At 64.0% G+C, this 16,400-nt stretch carries 11 protein-coding genes; 3 read left to right on the top strand and 8 right to left on the bottom strand.

The window, feature by feature from the left end; translation table 11 throughout:
• Positions 1-5: 5 nt before the first annotated feature.
• Positions 6-1,631, bottom strand: coding sequence for a GMC family oxidoreductase (locus tag NLM15_RS10005; protein WP_254116795.1), 1,626 nt, complete (start codon positions 1,629-1,631; stop codon positions 6-8).
• 54 nt (positions 1,632-1,685) lie between these two features.
• A complete protein-coding gene (locus tag NLM15_RS10000) occupies positions 1,686-2,276 on the bottom strand; it encodes a TetR/AcrR family transcriptional regulator (protein ID WP_254116794.1) in 591 nt (196 codons plus the stop codon).
• Between the two features lie 350 nt (positions 2,277-2,626).
• Between NLM15_RS10000 and NLM15_RS09995 the strand changes: the two genes are divergently transcribed.
• Positions 2,627-2,992 carry a nuclear transport factor 2 family protein gene (locus NLM15_RS09995; RefSeq protein WP_254116793.1) on the top strand — a complete coding sequence of 122 codons (366 nt, stop codon included), beginning with the start codon at positions 2,627-2,629 and terminating at the stop codon, positions 2,990-2,992.
• 9 nt (positions 2,993-3,001) lie between these two features.
• Here NLM15_RS09995 and NLM15_RS09990 read toward each other — a convergent pair whose 3' ends face one another.
• A complete protein-coding gene (locus tag NLM15_RS09990) occupies positions 3,002-7,489 on the bottom strand; it encodes an S-layer family protein (protein ID WP_254116792.1) in 4,488 nt (1,495 codons plus the stop codon).
• 585 nt (positions 7,490-8,074) lie between these two features.
• Between NLM15_RS09990 and NLM15_RS09985 the strand changes: the two genes are divergently transcribed.
• Positions 8,075-10,036 (top strand): bifunctional diguanylate cyclase/phosphodiesterase, encoded by a 1,962-nt coding sequence (locus NLM15_RS09985; protein ID WP_254116791.1) that lies wholly within the window; start codon positions 8,075-8,077, stop codon positions 10,034-10,036.
• A 49-nt stretch (positions 10,037-10,085) separates the two neighbouring features.
• A complete protein-coding gene (locus NLM15_RS09980; protein WP_254116790.1) occupies positions 10,086-10,850 on the top strand; it encodes a hypothetical protein in 765 nt (254 codons plus the stop codon).
• A 215-nt stretch (positions 10,851-11,065) separates the two neighbouring features.
• On the opposite strand, the gene NLM15_RS09975 is transcribed toward NLM15_RS09980, so the two are convergent.
• The 5 genes from NLM15_RS09975 to pgm form a co-directional block, all read right to left on the bottom strand.
• Positions 11,066-11,437 (bottom strand): hypothetical protein, encoded by a 372-nt coding sequence (locus NLM15_RS09975; protein ID WP_254116789.1) that lies wholly within the window; start codon positions 11,435-11,437, stop codon positions 11,066-11,068.
• A 173-nt stretch (positions 11,438-11,610) separates the two neighbouring features.
• A complete protein-coding gene (locus NLM15_RS09970; protein ID WP_254116788.1) occupies positions 11,611-12,591 on the bottom strand; it encodes a PDR/VanB family oxidoreductase in 981 nt (326 codons plus the stop codon).
• A 9-nt stretch (positions 12,592-12,600) separates the two neighbouring features.
• Positions 12,601-13,353, bottom strand: a complete 753-nt coding sequence (locus NLM15_RS09965) for a GntR family transcriptional regulator (protein WP_254116787.1) — start codon at positions 13,351-13,353, stop codon at positions 12,601-12,603.
• 6 nt (positions 13,354-13,359) lie between these two features.
• Positions 13,360-14,409 (bottom strand): Rieske 2Fe-2S domain-containing protein, encoded by a 1,050-nt coding sequence (locus NLM15_RS09960; protein ID WP_254116786.1) that lies wholly within the window; start codon positions 14,407-14,409, stop codon positions 13,360-13,362.
• Positions 14,410-14,714: 305 nt separating this feature from the next.
• The gene (gene pgm, locus NLM15_RS09955) at positions 14,715-16,361 is read right to left on the bottom strand and encodes a phosphoglucomutase (alpha-D-glucose-1,6-bisphosphate-dependent) (RefSeq protein WP_254116785.1); all 1,647 of its coding nucleotides are present in this window, start codon (positions 16,359-16,361) and stop codon (positions 14,715-14,717) included.
• Positions 16,362-16,400: the final 39 nt, after the last annotated feature.

Genomic DNA, 16,400 nt, shown 5'->3' with positions numbered 1-16,400 from the left:
CGAATTTACCGCGCATCCTCCAATATCATGTCGGAGGCCTTTTCGGCGATCATGATGATCGGAGCGTTGGTGTTCCCCGACACGAGGTCCGGCATGATCGAGCCGTCGACGATTCGAAGGCCGTCGAGCCCCCTCACCTTCAGCCGCTGGTCCACCACCGCGAGCGCGTCGTTGCCCATACGACAGGTCGAGGTCGGATGGTAGATGGTGCTGCCGCGCTCGCGGCAATAATCCAGAATCTCGGCATCCGTGGATACCTTCGTGCCAGGATCGTACTCGCCGACCACGAACGCCTTCAGCGCCGGCGCATTCAATATCTTGCGCAGGATCTTGATGCCTTCGACGTTGGTGGTGCGGTCGGTCTCGGTCGACATGTAGTTGATGCGGATTTCCGGCGGCACGGTCGGGTCCGCGCTCCTGATGCGCAATGACCCGCGGCTTTCGGGCCGGAGCTGGCAGACCGACGCCGTGAAACCGGAAAAATCATGCAGCCTCTCGCCCATCTTGTCGGTCGAGAACGGCAGGAAGTGCACCTGGATATCGGGCGATGCCAGCCGCGGATTGGTCTTGAAGAACGCGCCGGCCGTGCCGGCCGCGATCGTCAGCCAGCCCTTCCGGAACAGGGCATAGCGTGCACCGGCGAGCGTGCGGCGGAGCGGATTGTTGACGGTGTCGTTCAGCGTGATCTTCTGCGAGCATCGCATCACGATGCGGACCTGCATGTGGTCCTGGAGGTCGTGACCGACGCCCTGCGCATCCAGCACGACGTCGATGCCGTGCTTGCGCAGCAGATCGGCGGGACCGACGCCGGAGAGCTGAAGCAGCTGCGGCGAGTTGTAGGCGCCACTCGACAACACGATCTCCTTGCGCGCCCGCGCGCGGCGCACGGTGGTGCCTTGCCGGTATTCGACGCCGACGGCGCGGCGACCCTCGAACAGCACGCGCTGGCCGAGCGCCTCGGTCTCGACCTTGAGATTGCCGCGCGTCTTCGCGGGGCCCAGATAGGCCACCGCCGTCGAGGCGCGGCGGCCGTTGCGCGTCGTGGTCTGGAACAGGCCGACGCCTTCCTGCGTGGCGCCGTTGAAATCGGGGTTGTAAGGCAGACCAGTCTCGACGGCGGCGTCGATGAACGCCTTCGACAGCGGATCGGTCACGACCATGTTGGAGACCGGCAGCGGCCCGCCGCTGCCATGATATTGATCGGCCCCGCGCGTCTGGTTCTCGGCCTTCTTGAAATAGGGCAGCACGTCGTCATAGCCCCAGCCGGCATTGCCGTGCTGGCGCCAGCGATCGTAATCCTCGTGCTGGCCGCGGACATAGAGCAGTCCGTTGATCGAGCTCGATCCGCCGAGGGTCTTGCCGCGCGGCTGGAACACTTGCCGGCCTTTCAGCTCGGGCTCCGGCTCGGTCTGGTACATCCAGTTGACGGTCTTTTCCTTGAACAGTTTTCCGTAACCGAGCGGCACGTGGATCCAGATGTTGGAATCCCTCGGGCCGGCCTCGAGCAGCAGCACCGAATGTTTGCCGTTCGCCGACAACCGGTTGGCCAGCACGCAACCGGCGGAGCCGGCGCCGACGATGATGTAATCGAATTCGGGATCGGATGGCGTAAGGGAGGAATTTGCGTTCATGCGCTACGCTTCTTCTTGTTGGTGTGGGCGTTTCCAGTTGCGTGATTAGCACAATCATGCGCGCAGACGCAGCGCCTCGACCAGCGACTTGAACGCACGGGCATATTCCGCCCCTGCCCTTGCGATATCGGCGCGCCCGGCGCAGGCAACCGCCGCCTCCGTCACCGCGCCAAGCAGCAGCCGCGCCAGCGGCTCGACCGGTTGTCGCGCGATCAGGCCAGCCTCCATCGCCGCCGCAATCGCGCGCGGCAGCTTGCCGCCAAAGTGCTTGGCGTCGATCTCGCGCCAGCGCTCCCAGCCGAGCACGGCCGGGCCGTCGCGCAGGATGATCTGGCCGGTCGGACCTTTCGCGGTCGCGGCGAAATAATGCTGGGTGCCGGCGACCATCGCGGCGAGCACGTCCTTCTCTGCGCGCGCGGTACTGTCGATCTCGGCAACGAGGTCGCGCGAGACCAGGTCGAAAACGGCCTCGAACACCGCCTCCTTGGTCTTGAAGTGATGATAGACCGCGCCCTTGGCGATGCCGGCGCCCTCCGCGATCTCGTCCATGGTGGTGGCGGAAAATCCTTGCGTCCCGAACAGGCGGCACGCCGCGGTCAGGATCGCCTCCGATGTCGCTGCCCGCCGCTCCGCCTGCTTCGCCATGGGTCTCGTCTAATGCGTGATGGGTTGAAGTCGAAGCGCGTTCGGCCACGAGCAGCGCTCTGTCCGTTCCCTCCCCCCTTGCGGGGGAGGGTCAGGGAGAGGGGTGCCACACGGGGATTCCATCGATCGTGCATCCGCTCGGTGAATCTTCGACAATTGGCGCTCTTTGCTGGGCTACCCCTCTCCCTAGCCCTCCCCCGCAAGGGGGGAGGGAACGCACCTCCGTCGGGGCGCCAGCCGAGTCTCATCCCTTCAGTCTCTAATTGAATTCGCCACAAGCGGCCAGTTGACTTTTCGACCATCGGTCGGTATTTACCGACTATCAGTCGGTTTTAATCGTGAGGTGCGTCATGCCGAGCCGTGACATCGTCGAAGCGTTTGCGAAGCGGTTGGAGGATGGAGACTTCGTCGGCGCGATCGAGAATTTCTACACGCCTGACGCGGCGACCTATGAGAACAACGCGTCGCCGACGGTCGGGCGGGACAAGCTTGCAGCAAAGGAACGCGGCGTGCTCGCCGCCTTCAAGGAGGTCAAGGCCGTGCGCCTCGGGCCGAGCCTGATCGCGGGCGACAACGTCGCCTCGCGCTGGATCTTCAGCTTTACCAACGCCGAAGGCGTCACGCGGACGCTGGAGGAGATCGCCTGGCAGACCTGGCAAGGCGACAAGCTGATCGAGGAGCGGTTCTATTACGACCCGAAGCAGCTCGGGCGTTAACGCCCATTCTCACCAGGCGTAACGCACAACGCCCTTGCCGGCATAGCTGCGCGTCACGTTGGAGAATTCGCCCTCGAAGGTCGCAGCCGCCGCCCAGCCGTTGAGCCATTTCTTCTCGGCCGATGCGGTGACCAGCGCCGTCTCCGATGCCATCGCCGCACCGTTCACGACGAAGCTGGCGCCGGGCAAGGTCTGGAACGTGGCCCCGATCGCACGGTTGGAATTGAAGTCGTGTGCCCAGGCCACACGGCCGCGCAGCGTGACGATGCCGTCGTTCTGAGCGAACGCCTTGTCGGTGCGCAGGCCGAGCTCGCTGCGGGTATCCGTAACGCTCTTGGCGCCATAGGCGAGCGCGAACTGGTTGCTGCCGCTGATCGCCTGTTCGGCATAGGCCGGCAGATCGAAGGCCGTGACCTGCGCCGCTGCGTAGGGCGTCAGGCCGATGCCTTGCGATACGAAGCGATAGCCGCCTTCGAGCCGACCCGACCAGGCATTGGCGTTGAACTCGGCGCGCAGGCGATCGACGCCGGCAACGGTCACGGTGCGGTCGGTCGTGATGTCCTGCCAGCCATAGGCCAGCGCACCCGTGATGTAGGCGGGGCCTGCGTTGCGGCGGAAGAAGGCACCAGCCTGGAACAGATCCGAGCGGCCGCCGCCGAGATTGTTGGCGACGGAGAAATTGGTGCCGCCGCCGGCGAGCGCGAAGCCGAGCAGCGTGTCGCGCGACAAGCGATAATCCGCGCCGACCGCGGTGGCGTAGAGGCTGCTCGTGGTGGTGTTGGAGCCGAGCGCATTGTTGCCGTCGGTCTGCTGCGAACCGCCGAAGCCGGCCGCCCAGACGCTCCAGCGCTGCTCGAAGGACGGCGCGACTGGCGCCTTGGTGTAGGCGGCGAAGGCATCGCGTGCACTCGCCGAGCGGCCCTTCCCGGTCGCGGCGTAAGCCATGCTCTCTTCGGCATAGGCATTCGGCGTCCCGCCGGCGCTGACGGGATCGCCGCGGCCGGCAACGAACGGGTCCGTCATCACGCCCATGAACTGGGTCATCGCGTTGAACGTCGACTGCAACGGCGCGCTGCCGACCTCCCCCGAGAGCTGCGTCAGCCCTGATGGCGTCAGGCCGCCGAACGCCATCGGGATCCCACCGGTCGTGTTGAAGAAGTTGACGACCGCGTTGCCGACGTTCTGCTGGTTGACGTTCAGGCTGCCCGATGGCGGCGCAAAGTTCAGCACGAGGTTCAGATAGGCGTGGGTGGCGTCGTAGCTCACGCTGGTGCTGAAGCCTGACGGCAGGCCAAGACTCGAGACGGTGGAATTGAACGTGCCGGTGATGCTGCCGGCGGTCAGGATCGTATATTTCTTGGCGACGTAGCTGCCGGCGGCAAAGTTGGCGCCCAGGGTCGCGCCGCCGAGATTTGCGTTGCCGGTCACGATGCCCGAGGTGGATGTCGCCGGTGTCACTTCCACCAGGTAAGTCGAGGCCGCCGCCAGGACGAGGCTTCCGGAGACGGTCATGGACCCGCCGACCACACCGCCGCCAGGCGTGAAGAGGCCACCGTTGACGGTGAGATTCCCGACGGTGCCGACGCCCAGGAGTGAGCCGCTGTTCAATGTCGTCATCGACGAACTGGCAATGGAGCCATTGACCATGAGCAGGCCGCCGTTGATCGTGGTCGTCCCGGTGTAGCCGCTGATGCCCGTCAACCCCTCTGCGACGCCGCTGGAAATAATCAGATTGCCGCTGCCCTGGATCGCGCCGGCAAAGACCTGCGTGCCACCCGAGATCGTCAGCGTCTTGGCGCCGAGGTTCACGGTGCTTCCGCTGACACCCGAGAGGCCTGCAACCGAAAGCCCGGTGGTGACGCCGGAAATATCGAGCGTGCCCGCCGCGTTGGTGAGGCTCACCGCGCCGCCGATGGTGCCACTGCCGGTCACGGACATCGTGCCGCCTGCGATCGTCACCGCTCCACTGATCGTGCCGCCGTTGTTGAACGTGCCGCCTGTCATGCCGACTGTGCTGGAGAATGTGGCGCCGTTAATCACGCTGCCCGCAGAGATCGTCGCCGCACCGGAAACCGTTCCAAAGTTGAGGAAACTGCCTCCATTATTGGTCAGCGTCGTGATCGAACTGAGATTGTTGTTGTTGAACGTTCCGGAAGTGTTGATCACGCCGGCCATGGCAGCGTTGTTGTTCACAAGGCCGCCGTTGTTGGTGGTGGTGCCCTGAATCTGTCCGTTGAAGTTGTTGAGGTTGCCGCCCGTCAGGTTGACCGTGCTGGCTACCGTACCGTAGTTCGTCAAGGTACCCGCCGAGACGGTCGCGGCGCCGGAGATCGTTGCGCCGATAGCGTTGCTGAAACTGCCGGTGCCGTTGTTGTTCAGCGTCGTGATCGAACCGCCGCTATTATTACTGAAGATGCCTGTCGTGTTGGTCACGCCGGCCATCGCGGCATTGTTGTTCACCGTGCCGCCGTTGTTGGTGGTCGCGCCCTGGACCTGGCCGCCGCTATTGTTGGTGAACGTGCCGCCCGTCAGGCCGAGCGTGCTGGAGAACGTGCCGTTGTTGCCAACCGAACCGGCCGAAACGGTAGCTGCGCCGGAAACCGTTGCACCAAGGGAGTTGCTGAAGGTACCGCCGTTGTTGTTTAGCGTCGTGATGGAGCCGCCGATGTCGTTGGTGAAGGTGCCTGACGTGTTCGTCACGCCCGCCATGGCGGCATTGTTGTCAACGGTGCCTCCATTGTTTGTCGTCGCGCCCTGGACCTGGCCGGCATTGTTATTAAAGGTGCCCCCGGTCAGCCCAAGGGTACTGGCGAACGTTCCGGAATTGGTGACGGTACCATTCGAGATCGTGGCCGCCCCCGAAACGGAGCCGCCGGTATTAAGGAATGTCCCACCATTGTTGGTCAGCGCCCCGATTGAGCCTCCGGCGTTGTTGGTGAAGGTCCCGCTCGTGTTCGTTACACCGGCGAAGGCGCCACCACTATTGTTCGTCACCGAACCACCGTTGTTGGTGGTAACTCCTTGCACCTGGCCGCCCGAATTGTTGATGAAGCCGCCGCCGCTCAGACCAAGTGTGCTGGCAAACGTTCCCGCGTTGAAGACATTGCTGCTCGAAACGGTGGCCGCGCCGGAGACCGTTGCGCCGCTCGCGTTGGTGAACGTGCCTCCGTTGTTGTTCAGCGTCGTGACCGAACCGCCGTTGTTGTTGTTGAAAATTCCGGAGGTATTGGTCACGCCAGCCATGGTGGCATTGTTATTCACCGTGCCACCGTTGTTGGTGGTCGCACCCTGAACCTGGCCGCCGGTGTTGTTGGTGAATGTGCCGCCGGTCAGGCCGAGCGTGCTGGAAAACGTGCCGGCGTTAGTCACGGTGCCGCCGGAGATCGTCGCCGCGCCGGAGACCGTCGCGCCGCTCGCGTTGGTGAAGGTGCCGCTGCTGTTGCTCAGCGTCGTAATCGAACCGCCGCTCTGGTTGTCGAACGATCCGGTATTGGTCACCGGCCCCATGGCGCCGCTGTTGGTGACGATGCCGGCGTTGCTCAGGTTGCCGGTCACGGTACCGCCGCTGTTGACGATCGTCGCGCTGGCGTTGTTCGTCAGGCCGCCATTGGCGTTGAGAGTCGTGCCCGCGTTCACCACGATGCCTCCGGCCGGATCGGTGCCCGAATTCGTGATCAATCCTGCGACGGTGTACGAGCCGGTGGAAAAAAACAGGACAGACGAGGCGGTGCTGTTGGTGAACGTGCTGTCGCTGGTGACCGTCCCGAAGATTTCGAAGAGGCCGCCGGTGCTGTTGTCGATCGCGCCGTTGAACGCGCCGGCATGGGCACCGATCGAGCCGATGTTGGTCACCCCGCCATTGGTTGAACCGGCCGTCTGGATGTAGCCGAAAAAGTTGGTCAGACCGCCGTTCAGCGTGCCCGAATTGTGCGTGACGCCATTGTTGGCGAGGCCGCCATTTTGCGTGCCGGTGTTGTCGTAGGTCGCGCTCATATTCGTAACGGACACGGCAGACGTCAGGGTGCCGCTGTTGACGAAGGTGCCGGCCGAGACACTCGTCGTCGTGAACGAGTTGGTCCCACTCAGCGTCAGCGTGCTGGCGCCGGCCTGTGAGATGCCCGCTCCCGTCATGTTGTTGCTGATCGAGATGCTCTGATTGGTATTGGCGTTGTTGACGAGGTTCGGTCCGGCGCCGTTGAAGTTCACGTCGGAGCCCGACACGGCATAGTTGCTGGCGTTTGCTCCGAACGTCCACGAATCCGGGGTGATCGGGCCGGCAGTGACCGTGATGGTCGCACTGCCCCCTCCGTTGAATTGAGCGGACTGGCCGGCATTGATCGGCGGAGCGCCCGCCGGCGGATTCGACCAGTTCGTGTCGAGATTGTAATCGCTGGTGGCTGTCGAGTTGCCGAAGCCGTGCCACACACTCTGCGCCTGAGCCGAAGCTGAAAACAGGCAGCTCGCCAATGCCGAGGTCGCGAGCAGCAGACGCTTCATTCCCATTCCAACCACCGGCAATTCCAAAATTCCAAAAATCGCGTCTAGATAGAGTAAATGGAACCTTAAGTTCACACTATGTCTAATGAGCAACACCGCGTGGCAATCAGATACCAGCCGTCGTATTTCGACGCACGAGGCTGTGATGCAGCGACATTCGTGCGCGGGATGAGAATTCGCGACAGATTTGGTGCGGCGACGAGCTGATCGAGGAACGGTTCTATTACGATCCGAAGCAGCTGGGGCGGTGATACGCAAACCCGGCACACCGCTGTCATCGCCCGGCTCGACCGGGCGATCCAGTATTCCGAGTTGACTGTGATTGAATCGACAGGCCGCGGCGTACTGGATGCCCCGGTCAAGCCGGGGCATGACAGCGGAGTTGGCCGCAGACATGTCGCTCGCGTTACAGCCGTAACGCGAGGCGCCGCATTTGTATCGATTTGTTATCGATACTGCGCGCGAACACGCAGAAGTGGTCACGGCGGGCGTGGTGAACGGGGATAATTCATAGTTCGTCAAAGGTTTGCGGCGAATTCTCCCGATCGAGCCGAACAAGAACGGCCCATGCTGCTAGGCCCTGGAATGCGGACTCAAACGACCAGCTATGTCGCCCGGCTGTTCGCCGGCGATCTGTCGGCCTTTGGCGGTCCTGCAACCGACGAAGCCGTCGCCGGACATATCCGCGCCGACCAGATGTCACTGGTGCTCGGCTATTCCGTTGGCATCATGCTGGCCAACGCCTGCAACGCGGCCGTGCTCGCCATCGCGCTGTGGCATTCGCCGGACTGGAAGTTTGCGCTGGCCTGGGCCGTGATCGTGGCCGGGGCCGCGATCGCGTTCGGCCTGCAATCCCACGCCTCGCGCCGCGTCACAAAACCGCAATTCGTCTCGCGCCGGGCGATGCACCGGCTGGTGCGCAACGCCTTCGTGCTCGGCGTGGCCTGGGGCATCGTCCCGGTTGCCTTCTTCGACAATGCCGCAACAGGCGGCCAGCTCGTCATCACCTGCCTCTGCTCGGGAATGCTGGCCGGCGGCGCGCTGGCCTTCGCCACGATCCCGATTGCGGCCATCGCCTTCACGAGCCCCATCTTCGTCGGCATCGCCATCTGCCTCGGCCGCGACGGCGATCCCGCCTATGTGCTGATGGCCATCCTGGTGGTGGTTTACGGCAGCGTGCTGCTGCGCGCGGTGTTCGTCAATTCATTCGCGTTCGCGCGGCGCGTGATCCGGCAGATCGAGGCGGAGCGCACGGTCCGTCAGGATCCCCTCACGCTGTTGCCCAACCGCTTCGCCTTCAACGAGACACTCGAGGCCGCGCTCAAGCGGCTGGCACTATCAGGCGAGGAATTCGCGGTGCTGCTGCTCGACCTCGACCGCTTCAAGGAGGTCAACGACAAGTTCGGCCACCCCGCCGGCGACGAATTCCTGGTCCAGGTCGCAAGCCGCCTGCAGCGCTGCACGCGCGCGGCCGAGCACGTCGCGCGCATCGGCGGCGACGAGTTCGCGCTGGTGATGGCCAATCTGGCGCGGCCGGAGGATGCGCTCGAGATCGCCGAACGCTTCGTCGCGGCCTTCACCGAGGCCTTCCAGATCGAGGGCCGCCAGATCGTCGGCGCGACCAGCGTCGGCATCGTGCTGGCACCGCGCGACGGCACCACGCAGCTCGACATCATGAAGAACGCCGACGCCGCGCTCTATCGCGCCAAGAAGGCGGGTCCCGGCACGGTCTGCTTCTTCGAGGCCAGCGACGACAGGGTGTCACGCGACCGCAAGGCCCTGCAGGCGGACCTCGAACGCGCCATCGCGCGCAATGAGCTGTTCCTGGTGTTCCAGCCGTTCCTCGATCTCGCCGAGAACCGCATCACCGGCTTCGAGGCGCTGCTGCGCTGGCAGCATCCCCGGCGCGGGCTGGTGCCACCGAGCGAATTCATCCCGATCGCCGAGGAGACCGGGATGATCCACGAGATCGGCGAATGGGTGATCAGGCAGGCCTGCGTGACGTTGTCGGACTGGCCCGAGGACATCCGGGTCGCCGTGAACTTCTCCGCGGCGCAGTTTCACAACACCGGCATTTTGCAGATCATCGTGCAGGCGCTCGCCGACGCGAAGGTCGCGCCGCACCGGCTCGAGATCGAGATCACGGAATCGATGCTGCTGTCGAAATACGGCTCCGCGGCGTCAATCCTGAACGCGCTGCTCGAGCTCGGCATCACGGTGGCGCTCGACGATTTCGGCACCGGCTTCTCCTCGCTCACGTACTTGCGCAAGCTGCCGTTCAGCCGCATCAAGATCGACCAGTCCTTCATCCGCGACATGCTGGTGCAGCCCGACTGCGCCGCGATCGTGAAGTCGGTGATCTCGCTGGCGCGCGATTTGCGCATCGGCGTGGTTGCCGAAGGCGTCGAGACCACCGACCAGCTCGAATATCTGCGCCAGTTCAGTTGCGACGAAGTGCAGGGCTATCTGATCAGCCGGCCGGTGTCGGCCGAGGACGTTCTGGCGCTGCTCGACCCGAAGAAGCTTCGGGCGATCCAGGCGGCGTAGGGAAACCTCCAATTTCGGAATAGGATGGTGGCCCAACGGCGGGCTGGCCATGGAAAATCTGACGCACTACCCTCTTTTGCTGTTCGCGGTTTCTTTCGTAGCGCTATCTGCCGTCGCAGTGGCGGGCGCCTGGTTGCGCCGGCGCAATCCTGACACCGACCACGAACACAACGAGCATCTCAATGTCATCCTTGGGGCCACCCTGACGCTGCTCGGCCTGATCATCGGCTTCAGTTTTTCCATGGCGATCAATCGCTATGACCAGCGCAAGCATTTCGAGGAGGCGGAAGCCAACGCGATCGGAACCGAAATGTTGCGCGCCGACTTGCTGCCTTCCGCCAGTGCCGCAAACGTTCGCAAGATTCTCGCGGAATACACCCGCCTACGGATCGAGTTCTATCTCAACAAGGACGATGATCAGCGCAAGCGGATCGACGAGCGGACGGCCCAGTTGCAGGCCGATCTCTGGTCTGCGGTCCGCACGTCGGCGGCGGCTCAGCCAACGCCGGTCGAGGCGCTGGCACTTGCCGGCATGAACGACGTGATCAATTCGCAAGGCTATACGCAGGCCGCATTCTGGAACCGGATCCCCATCGCCGCGTGGTATCTCATGGCGGTCATGGCGTTATGCTCCAACGCGCTAATGGGCTATCGATCGCGAAGCGCCAAAAGCGGGGCATGGCTGGTGTTCGTCCTGCCTTTGATCTTCTCCTTTGCCTTCCTCCTGATCGCCGATATCGATGCTCCGCGGCACGGCTTGATTGAGGTGCGGCCGCAGAACCTGGAAAGCCTGGCGAAGTCCGTTGGTGGTTAAGTCCACGTCATCGGCGTCCACACATGGCCTTGCCTGCGAAGTCCGGGTGGAGGCGGCGGGTCGAAGCACTGGTGATGGTGCGGGGACCCTCGATCCGGAGGCCGCACCCTCACCCAGTCGTGATGCCCGACATGGATTGCAAACTTCGAAAAAAATCGCAGTCCGTCGTGAAACAGGCGGCGCGTTGGCGAACCGCCTGGGTTGGCATGGATCGCCTATTGGCAGAGATGCAGGAGACCGTCAGCACCCTTGAAATAGGTGCCGGGCCGGCAGACGATGCCGTTGCGGGCAGCATACGTATTCCAGTCGCCGTGCCAGCCCATCTCGCCGGACGACATGGCGTAGGAATTGCCCCAGTTGCCGACGGTCGCGACCGGCGCCACCGGCTGCCGATATGCCGTTCGCGGAGTTGATTGCCGATATCGATAGTTGCCGGTGGGGGTGCTACCGGTTCCAAGACCCGTGCAGGTCGCGAATTCAGCTTGGCATAAGTCAGGATTGGAAAGGGCCGCCTGCGCCAGTGCACCAGAGCTGGACAGGGCTGATGCCGCAATCACGATTGCGCCGAGAACTTTTAGATTTGTCATGGCTTGCTCCATTGCAACAAGCCCCCCTACCGATCGACCCTCGCTAAAGAGTCGCAGCATTGATCTAGATCAAACCTCCGCGTTGGTCCGGTTGTGGGCCCTTATCCGACCCGCAGGGCGAACCGAACCTGTCCGCTCCCGCGGGCGGACCTATCGGATGGGGTACACGCCTCTCAGACCGCATCCGCCCGCAGCAACGTATCCACGGTGATGGTACCGCGGGCGCGCGAGACGCAGGCGCAGATCTTCTGGTTGCTCTGCTTCTGGTGATCGCTGAAGAAGACGTCGCGATGGTCGATCTCGCCGTCGACCTCGACCACGTCGATGGCGCACAGTCCGCACTCGCCGCGCTTGCAATCGTACATCACGTCGTGGCCGCTCGCATTGAGCACATCCAGCATCGAGCGCTCGCGCGGGATTTCGAGCTCGACATTGGTGTCCTTCAGGCGCACGCGAAACGTTTCGGTCGGCAGCGTCCCGCTGGAGCCGAAAGTCTCGTAGCGGAGATCGGGAAGCGGATGGCCGGCGCCGATCCAGGCGTGGCGTGCGGCATCCAGCATCCGCATCGGGCCGCAGAACAGCGCCAGCGTCCCCTTGGGCACGGAGGCGAACAGCGCGTCGAGATCGAGCCGCCCGCCTTCGTCGCTGGCGTGAACGACCAGGCGATCGCCCAGCGCATCAGTGAGATCGTCGAGATAGGCCGCCTCAGAGCGCGAGCGCACCGCATAATGCAGCGTCACATTCGCGCCGCGGCGGGCCAGCGCCTGTGCGGCACCGAGGATCGGCGTGATGCCGATACCGCCGGCGATCAGGCAATAGTTTTCACGCGCCCAATCCACCGCGAGCAGCGAGGCGGGCTGCGTGATGTCGAGCCGCGCGCCCGGCTTGAGCTGCCACATGTAGCGCGAGCCGCCGCGGGAATCTTCCGCGCGACGCACCGCGATCCGCAAGCCGCGCGGAGAAACCTCGCCGACCAGCGAATAGGACCGCGTCTCCGGCAGGCCGTCGATGGTCACACTGACGTTGATGTGGCTGCCGACCGGATAGGCCGCGCCGTCGAACTGATCCGGCCGGATCAGGAATTCGCGGATGCCGGGCGCGAGATCGCGCGTCGAGACGAGCGTCGCCGGAATCCAGGTTTCGATGAAGCGCATGGCACTCCCCTAGTCGTTTGCGGTCTTGATCAGCGCAAGCGCCGGCAAGAGGTCGAGATGGGTCCGGTTGCGCAGCGCGAGCCGCAAATTGCGCACCGCGAGCCGCGCGTGCTCGCGCATCACCGCTTCGGCGCGGGCGCCTTCGCGATTCTCGATCGCGTCGATCACGACGCGATGATGCTCCTGGCCGATGATCAGGATCTGCTGCGCCTCGGGCAATGCCGACTGCGCCATCACAAAGCCGCTTGGCGAGGCGAACGGCAGCGCCGAGGCGCGGTCGATCTGCCGGATCAAAGGCGGGCTGCGCGACAATTCGGTGAGCTGCGCGTGGAAGCGCGCGTTCAGCGTGACATAGGACGAGAAGGCCTCGATCGAGATCGGCACCTGGCGCAGCAGCTCGTCGATCGCGGCAAGGCATTCCTTCAATGGCTCGAGCTCGCGCGCGGAGACGCCGCGCTCGGCGGCGAAGCGCGCGGCCAGCCCCTCCAGCGTGCCGCGCAGCTCGATGGAATCGGAAATGTCGCGCTCGGAGAATGCCTTCACCATGAAGCCGCCGGAGGGGATCGCCTCCAGCAGGCCCTCCTCCTCCAGCCGCACCAGCGCCATGCGCACCGGCGTGCGCGAGGCGCCGGTGGTTTCCACCGCCTGCAGCTCGGAGATGCGCTCACCCGGGCGCAACGCCCCCGACAGGAGCTGGTCGCGCAACGCGAGCTGCGCCTTCACGGTCTGCGAGACGGAGCGGTCGACCTCGCGTTCGGCCATATCAGCTTACTCCGCAGCCTGGAGGTGCTGCGGCGGGTTTTCCTTCGCCACCATCCTGTCGATCAGCTTGCGCGTCCACATCGCGCCGGCGTCGATGTTGAGATTGTAGAAGATGCGATCGGGGTTCTCGTCCATCGCACGCTGCTGCGCTTCGAGGATCAGCTCGTCCTCGTGGAAGATACCGGAAACGCCCTCGCGGATCTCGGTGGTGATGCGCTGCTCGCCGATCTGATAGTTGCGCACGAAGGCCCAGAAATAGTGGCAGGTCTTCTCGGTCTCCGGCGTGATGGTGTTGAGCACGAAGCCGTTGACGCCCTGCGAACGGTCGCCTTCCGGCGCGCCGGTGCCTGTCGGCGCCACGCCGACGTCGATCGCGATGGTGCATGGCGCTTCGAACCGGATGATCTGCCAGCGGTCGACGAGGCCGGGCTTGCCGAGTTGCTTGGCCCAGAACGGCGGCGCCTCGATGCCGCGCATCCAGCGCGTCACCGTCACCGTCTTCTCGCCATGGGTGACGTCGAACGGCGCTTCGGCGACCGCATCATTGCCGATGGAGGAGCCGTGCACGAAGGTCTCGTGGGTGAGGTCCATGAGATTGTCGAGCACGAGGCGGTAGTCGCAATTGACGTGGATGGTCTTGCCGTCGCCGGCCCAGGCCGGATCGTGATTCCAGTGCATGTCGGGGACGAGCGCGGGATCGGCCAGCGCGGGGTCGCCCATCCAGAGCCAGATGTAGCGATGACGCTCGACCACGGGATAGGCGCGCACGCATGCCGACGGATTGATGGTCTCCTGCGAGGGCATGAAGGTGCAGCGCCCCTGCGAATTGTACTTCAGGCCGTGATAGCCGCAGACGACGGTGTCGCCTTCGAGCCGGCCCTTGGACAGCGGCACCAGGCGGTGCCAGCAGGCATCCTCCAGTGCGGCCACCGAGCCATCGGCCTTGCGGTACATCACGACATGCTTGCCGCAGATCGTCCGCGGCAAGAGCGCCGGCTTGACGTCAGCGTCCCAGGCCGCGGCGTACCAGGCGTTCATCGGGAAGGGTTTTGTCACCGGCGATCTCCCAAGGCTTATGTATGCGCTATGTATACAATAGCAGCGGGATAGAATCGTTCAAGGCCGAAAAGCGCGTATTATAATACCTATATGCAATCTAATGTATACACACATAACCGCAGGTCGTTCCCCGCGAAGGCGGGGAATCCAGTACGCCGCGGCGGACATTGGGTTCACACAAGCAGGGCCGCGGAGTACTGGATCACCCGCTTTCGCGGGTGATGACAGCTCAGGATACGGCTAGCCCTCCCCGAGCCCTCCCTTGCAGGACCAGTCTGAGAAGAGGCGCTTGCCTCGACGCCTTACGCCCCGAAAACCCTCGCCAGCCCGGCCTGGGCCTCTTCCTGAATCCGCTTCAGATGCTCGGTGCTCCGAAAACTCTCGGCGTAGATCTTGTAGACATCCTCGGTGCCGGAGGGCCTTGCGGCAAACCAGCCGAAATCGGTTTCGACCTTGATGCCGCCGAAGGGCTGGCCGTTGCCCGGCGCCTTGCTCAGGGTTGAGCGAACCGGATCGCCGGCGAGATCCTTCAGGCCGAGCTGCTCGGGCGTGACGGATTTCAGGATGTTCTTCTGCGGCGTCGTGGCCGCGACGTCGATCCGCGCGTAGTGGGGCACGCCGAGCTCGGCGGTGAGATCATTGAAGAACTGGCTGGGATCGCGGCCGGTCTTCGCCATGATCTCGGCTGCGAGCAGGCCGAGGATGATGCCGTCCTTGTCGGTGGTCCACACCGTGCCGTCGCGGCGCAGGAACGAGGCCCCTGCACTCTCCTCGCCGCCGAAACCGAAGCTGCCGCTGACGAGGCCGTCGACGAACCATTTGAAGCCGACCGGCGTCTCGACCAGCTTGCGGCCGAGCTTCTTGGCGACACGGTCGATGATCGAGCTCGACACCACGGTCTTGCCGATCGCGGCATCCTTGCCCCAGTGCGGGCGGTGCGCGAACAGATAGGCGATCGCGGTCGCAAGATAATGGTTCGGATTCATCAATCCGTTGCTCCGCGTCACGATGCCGTGGCGGTCGGCATCGGTGTCGTTGGCAAAGGCGACGTCGAAGCGGTCGCGCATCGCGATCAGGCTCGCCATCGCGTAAGGCGAGGAGCAATCCATGCGGATCTTGCCGTCCCAGTCCACCGTCATGAAACGGAAGGTCGGGTCGATCGCCTCGTTCACGACGGTGGCCTTCAGGCCGTAGCGTTCGATGATCGGATGCCAGTAATGCACGGCGGCGCCGCCGAGCGGATCGATGCCGATATTGATGCCGGCGGATTTGACGAGATCGAGATCGACGACATTACCGAGATCGGCGACGTAGGGCGTGATGAAGTCGTAGGCGTGGACGTTCGATGATTTGCGAGCCTTGGCATAATCGATGCGCTTCACGTCCTTCAGGCCGTCGGCGAGATAGGCATTGGCGCGCTTCTCGATCACGGAGGTCGCATCGGTGTCGGCCGGCCCGCCATGCGGCGGATTGTATTTGTAGCCGCCGTCTTCGGGGGGATTGTGCGAGGGCGTGACGACGACGCCGTCCGCAAGGCCGCTACTGCGGCCCTTGTTGTAGGTCAGGATCGCGTGCGAAATCACCGGCGTCGGCGTGTAGCCGCCGTCCTTGTCGATCATGATGTCGACGCCGTTGGCCGCGAACACCTCGATGGCGCTGACCAGCGCCGGCTCGGCCAGCGCATGGGTGTCGATGCCGATGAAGAGCGGGCCGGTCAGGCCCTTTTCCCGCCGGTAGTCGCAAATTGCCTGCGTGGTCGCGAGGATGTGGCCCTCGTTGAAGCTGTTCTTGAACGAGGTGCCGCGATGGCCGGAGGTGCCGAACGCCACCCGCTGCGCGGGATCGCCGACATCGGGCTTGCCGGCGAAATAGGCCGTCACCAGCCGCGGAACGTTGGTGAGCGCGTCCGGCGAGACAAGCTTGCCCGCCGCGGGATGAACATCAGCCACTGAAATATCCTCGTCCTGTCGTCCAGAGATTGCGGAGCA

This window comes from Bradyrhizobium sp. CCGB20, assembly GCF_024199855.1.
In the GTDB taxonomy this organism is placed as follows: domain Bacteria; phylum Pseudomonadota; class Alphaproteobacteria; order Rhizobiales; family Xanthobacteraceae; genus Bradyrhizobium.
The sequence above is the reverse complement of the archived record's forward strand: the minus strand, read 5'-3'. Positions and strand labels throughout refer to the sequence as shown.

What these genes read in the sequence shown, in the direction of transcription:
- NLM15_RS10005 (WP_254116795.1), bottom strand. Translation starts at nt 1,631, where the DNA reads ATGAACGCAAATTCCTCCCTTACGCCATCCGATCCCGAATTCGATTAC.
- NLM15_RS10000 (WP_254116794.1), bottom strand. Translation starts at nt 2,276, where the DNA reads ATGGCGAAGCAGGCGGAGCGGCGGGCAGCGACATCGGAGGCGATCCTG.
- NLM15_RS09995 (WP_254116793.1), top strand. Translation starts at nt 2,627, where the DNA reads ATGCCGAGCCGTGACATCGTCGAAGCGTTTGCGAAGCGGTTGGAGGAT.
- NLM15_RS09990 (WP_254116792.1), bottom strand. Translation starts at nt 7,489, where the DNA reads ATGAAGCGTCTGCTGCTCGCGACCTCGGCATTGGCGAGCTGCCTGTTT.
- NLM15_RS09985 (WP_254116791.1), top strand. Translation starts at nt 8,075, where the DNA reads ATGCGGACTCAAACGACCAGCTATGTCGCCCGGCTGTTCGCCGGCGAT.
- NLM15_RS09980 (WP_254116790.1), top strand. Translation starts at nt 10,086, where the DNA reads ATGGAAAATCTGACGCACTACCCTCTTTTGCTGTTCGCGGTTTCTTTC.
- NLM15_RS09975 (WP_254116789.1), bottom strand. Translation starts at nt 11,437, where the DNA reads ATGACAAATCTAAAAGTTCTCGGCGCAATCGTGATTGCGGCATCAGCC.
- NLM15_RS09970 (WP_254116788.1), bottom strand. Translation starts at nt 12,591, where the DNA reads ATGCGCTTCATCGAAACCTGGATTCCGGCGACGCTCGTCTCGACGCGC.
- NLM15_RS09965 (WP_254116787.1), bottom strand. Translation starts at nt 13,353, where the DNA reads ATGGCCGAACGCGAGGTCGACCGCTCCGTCTCGCAGACCGTGAAGGCG.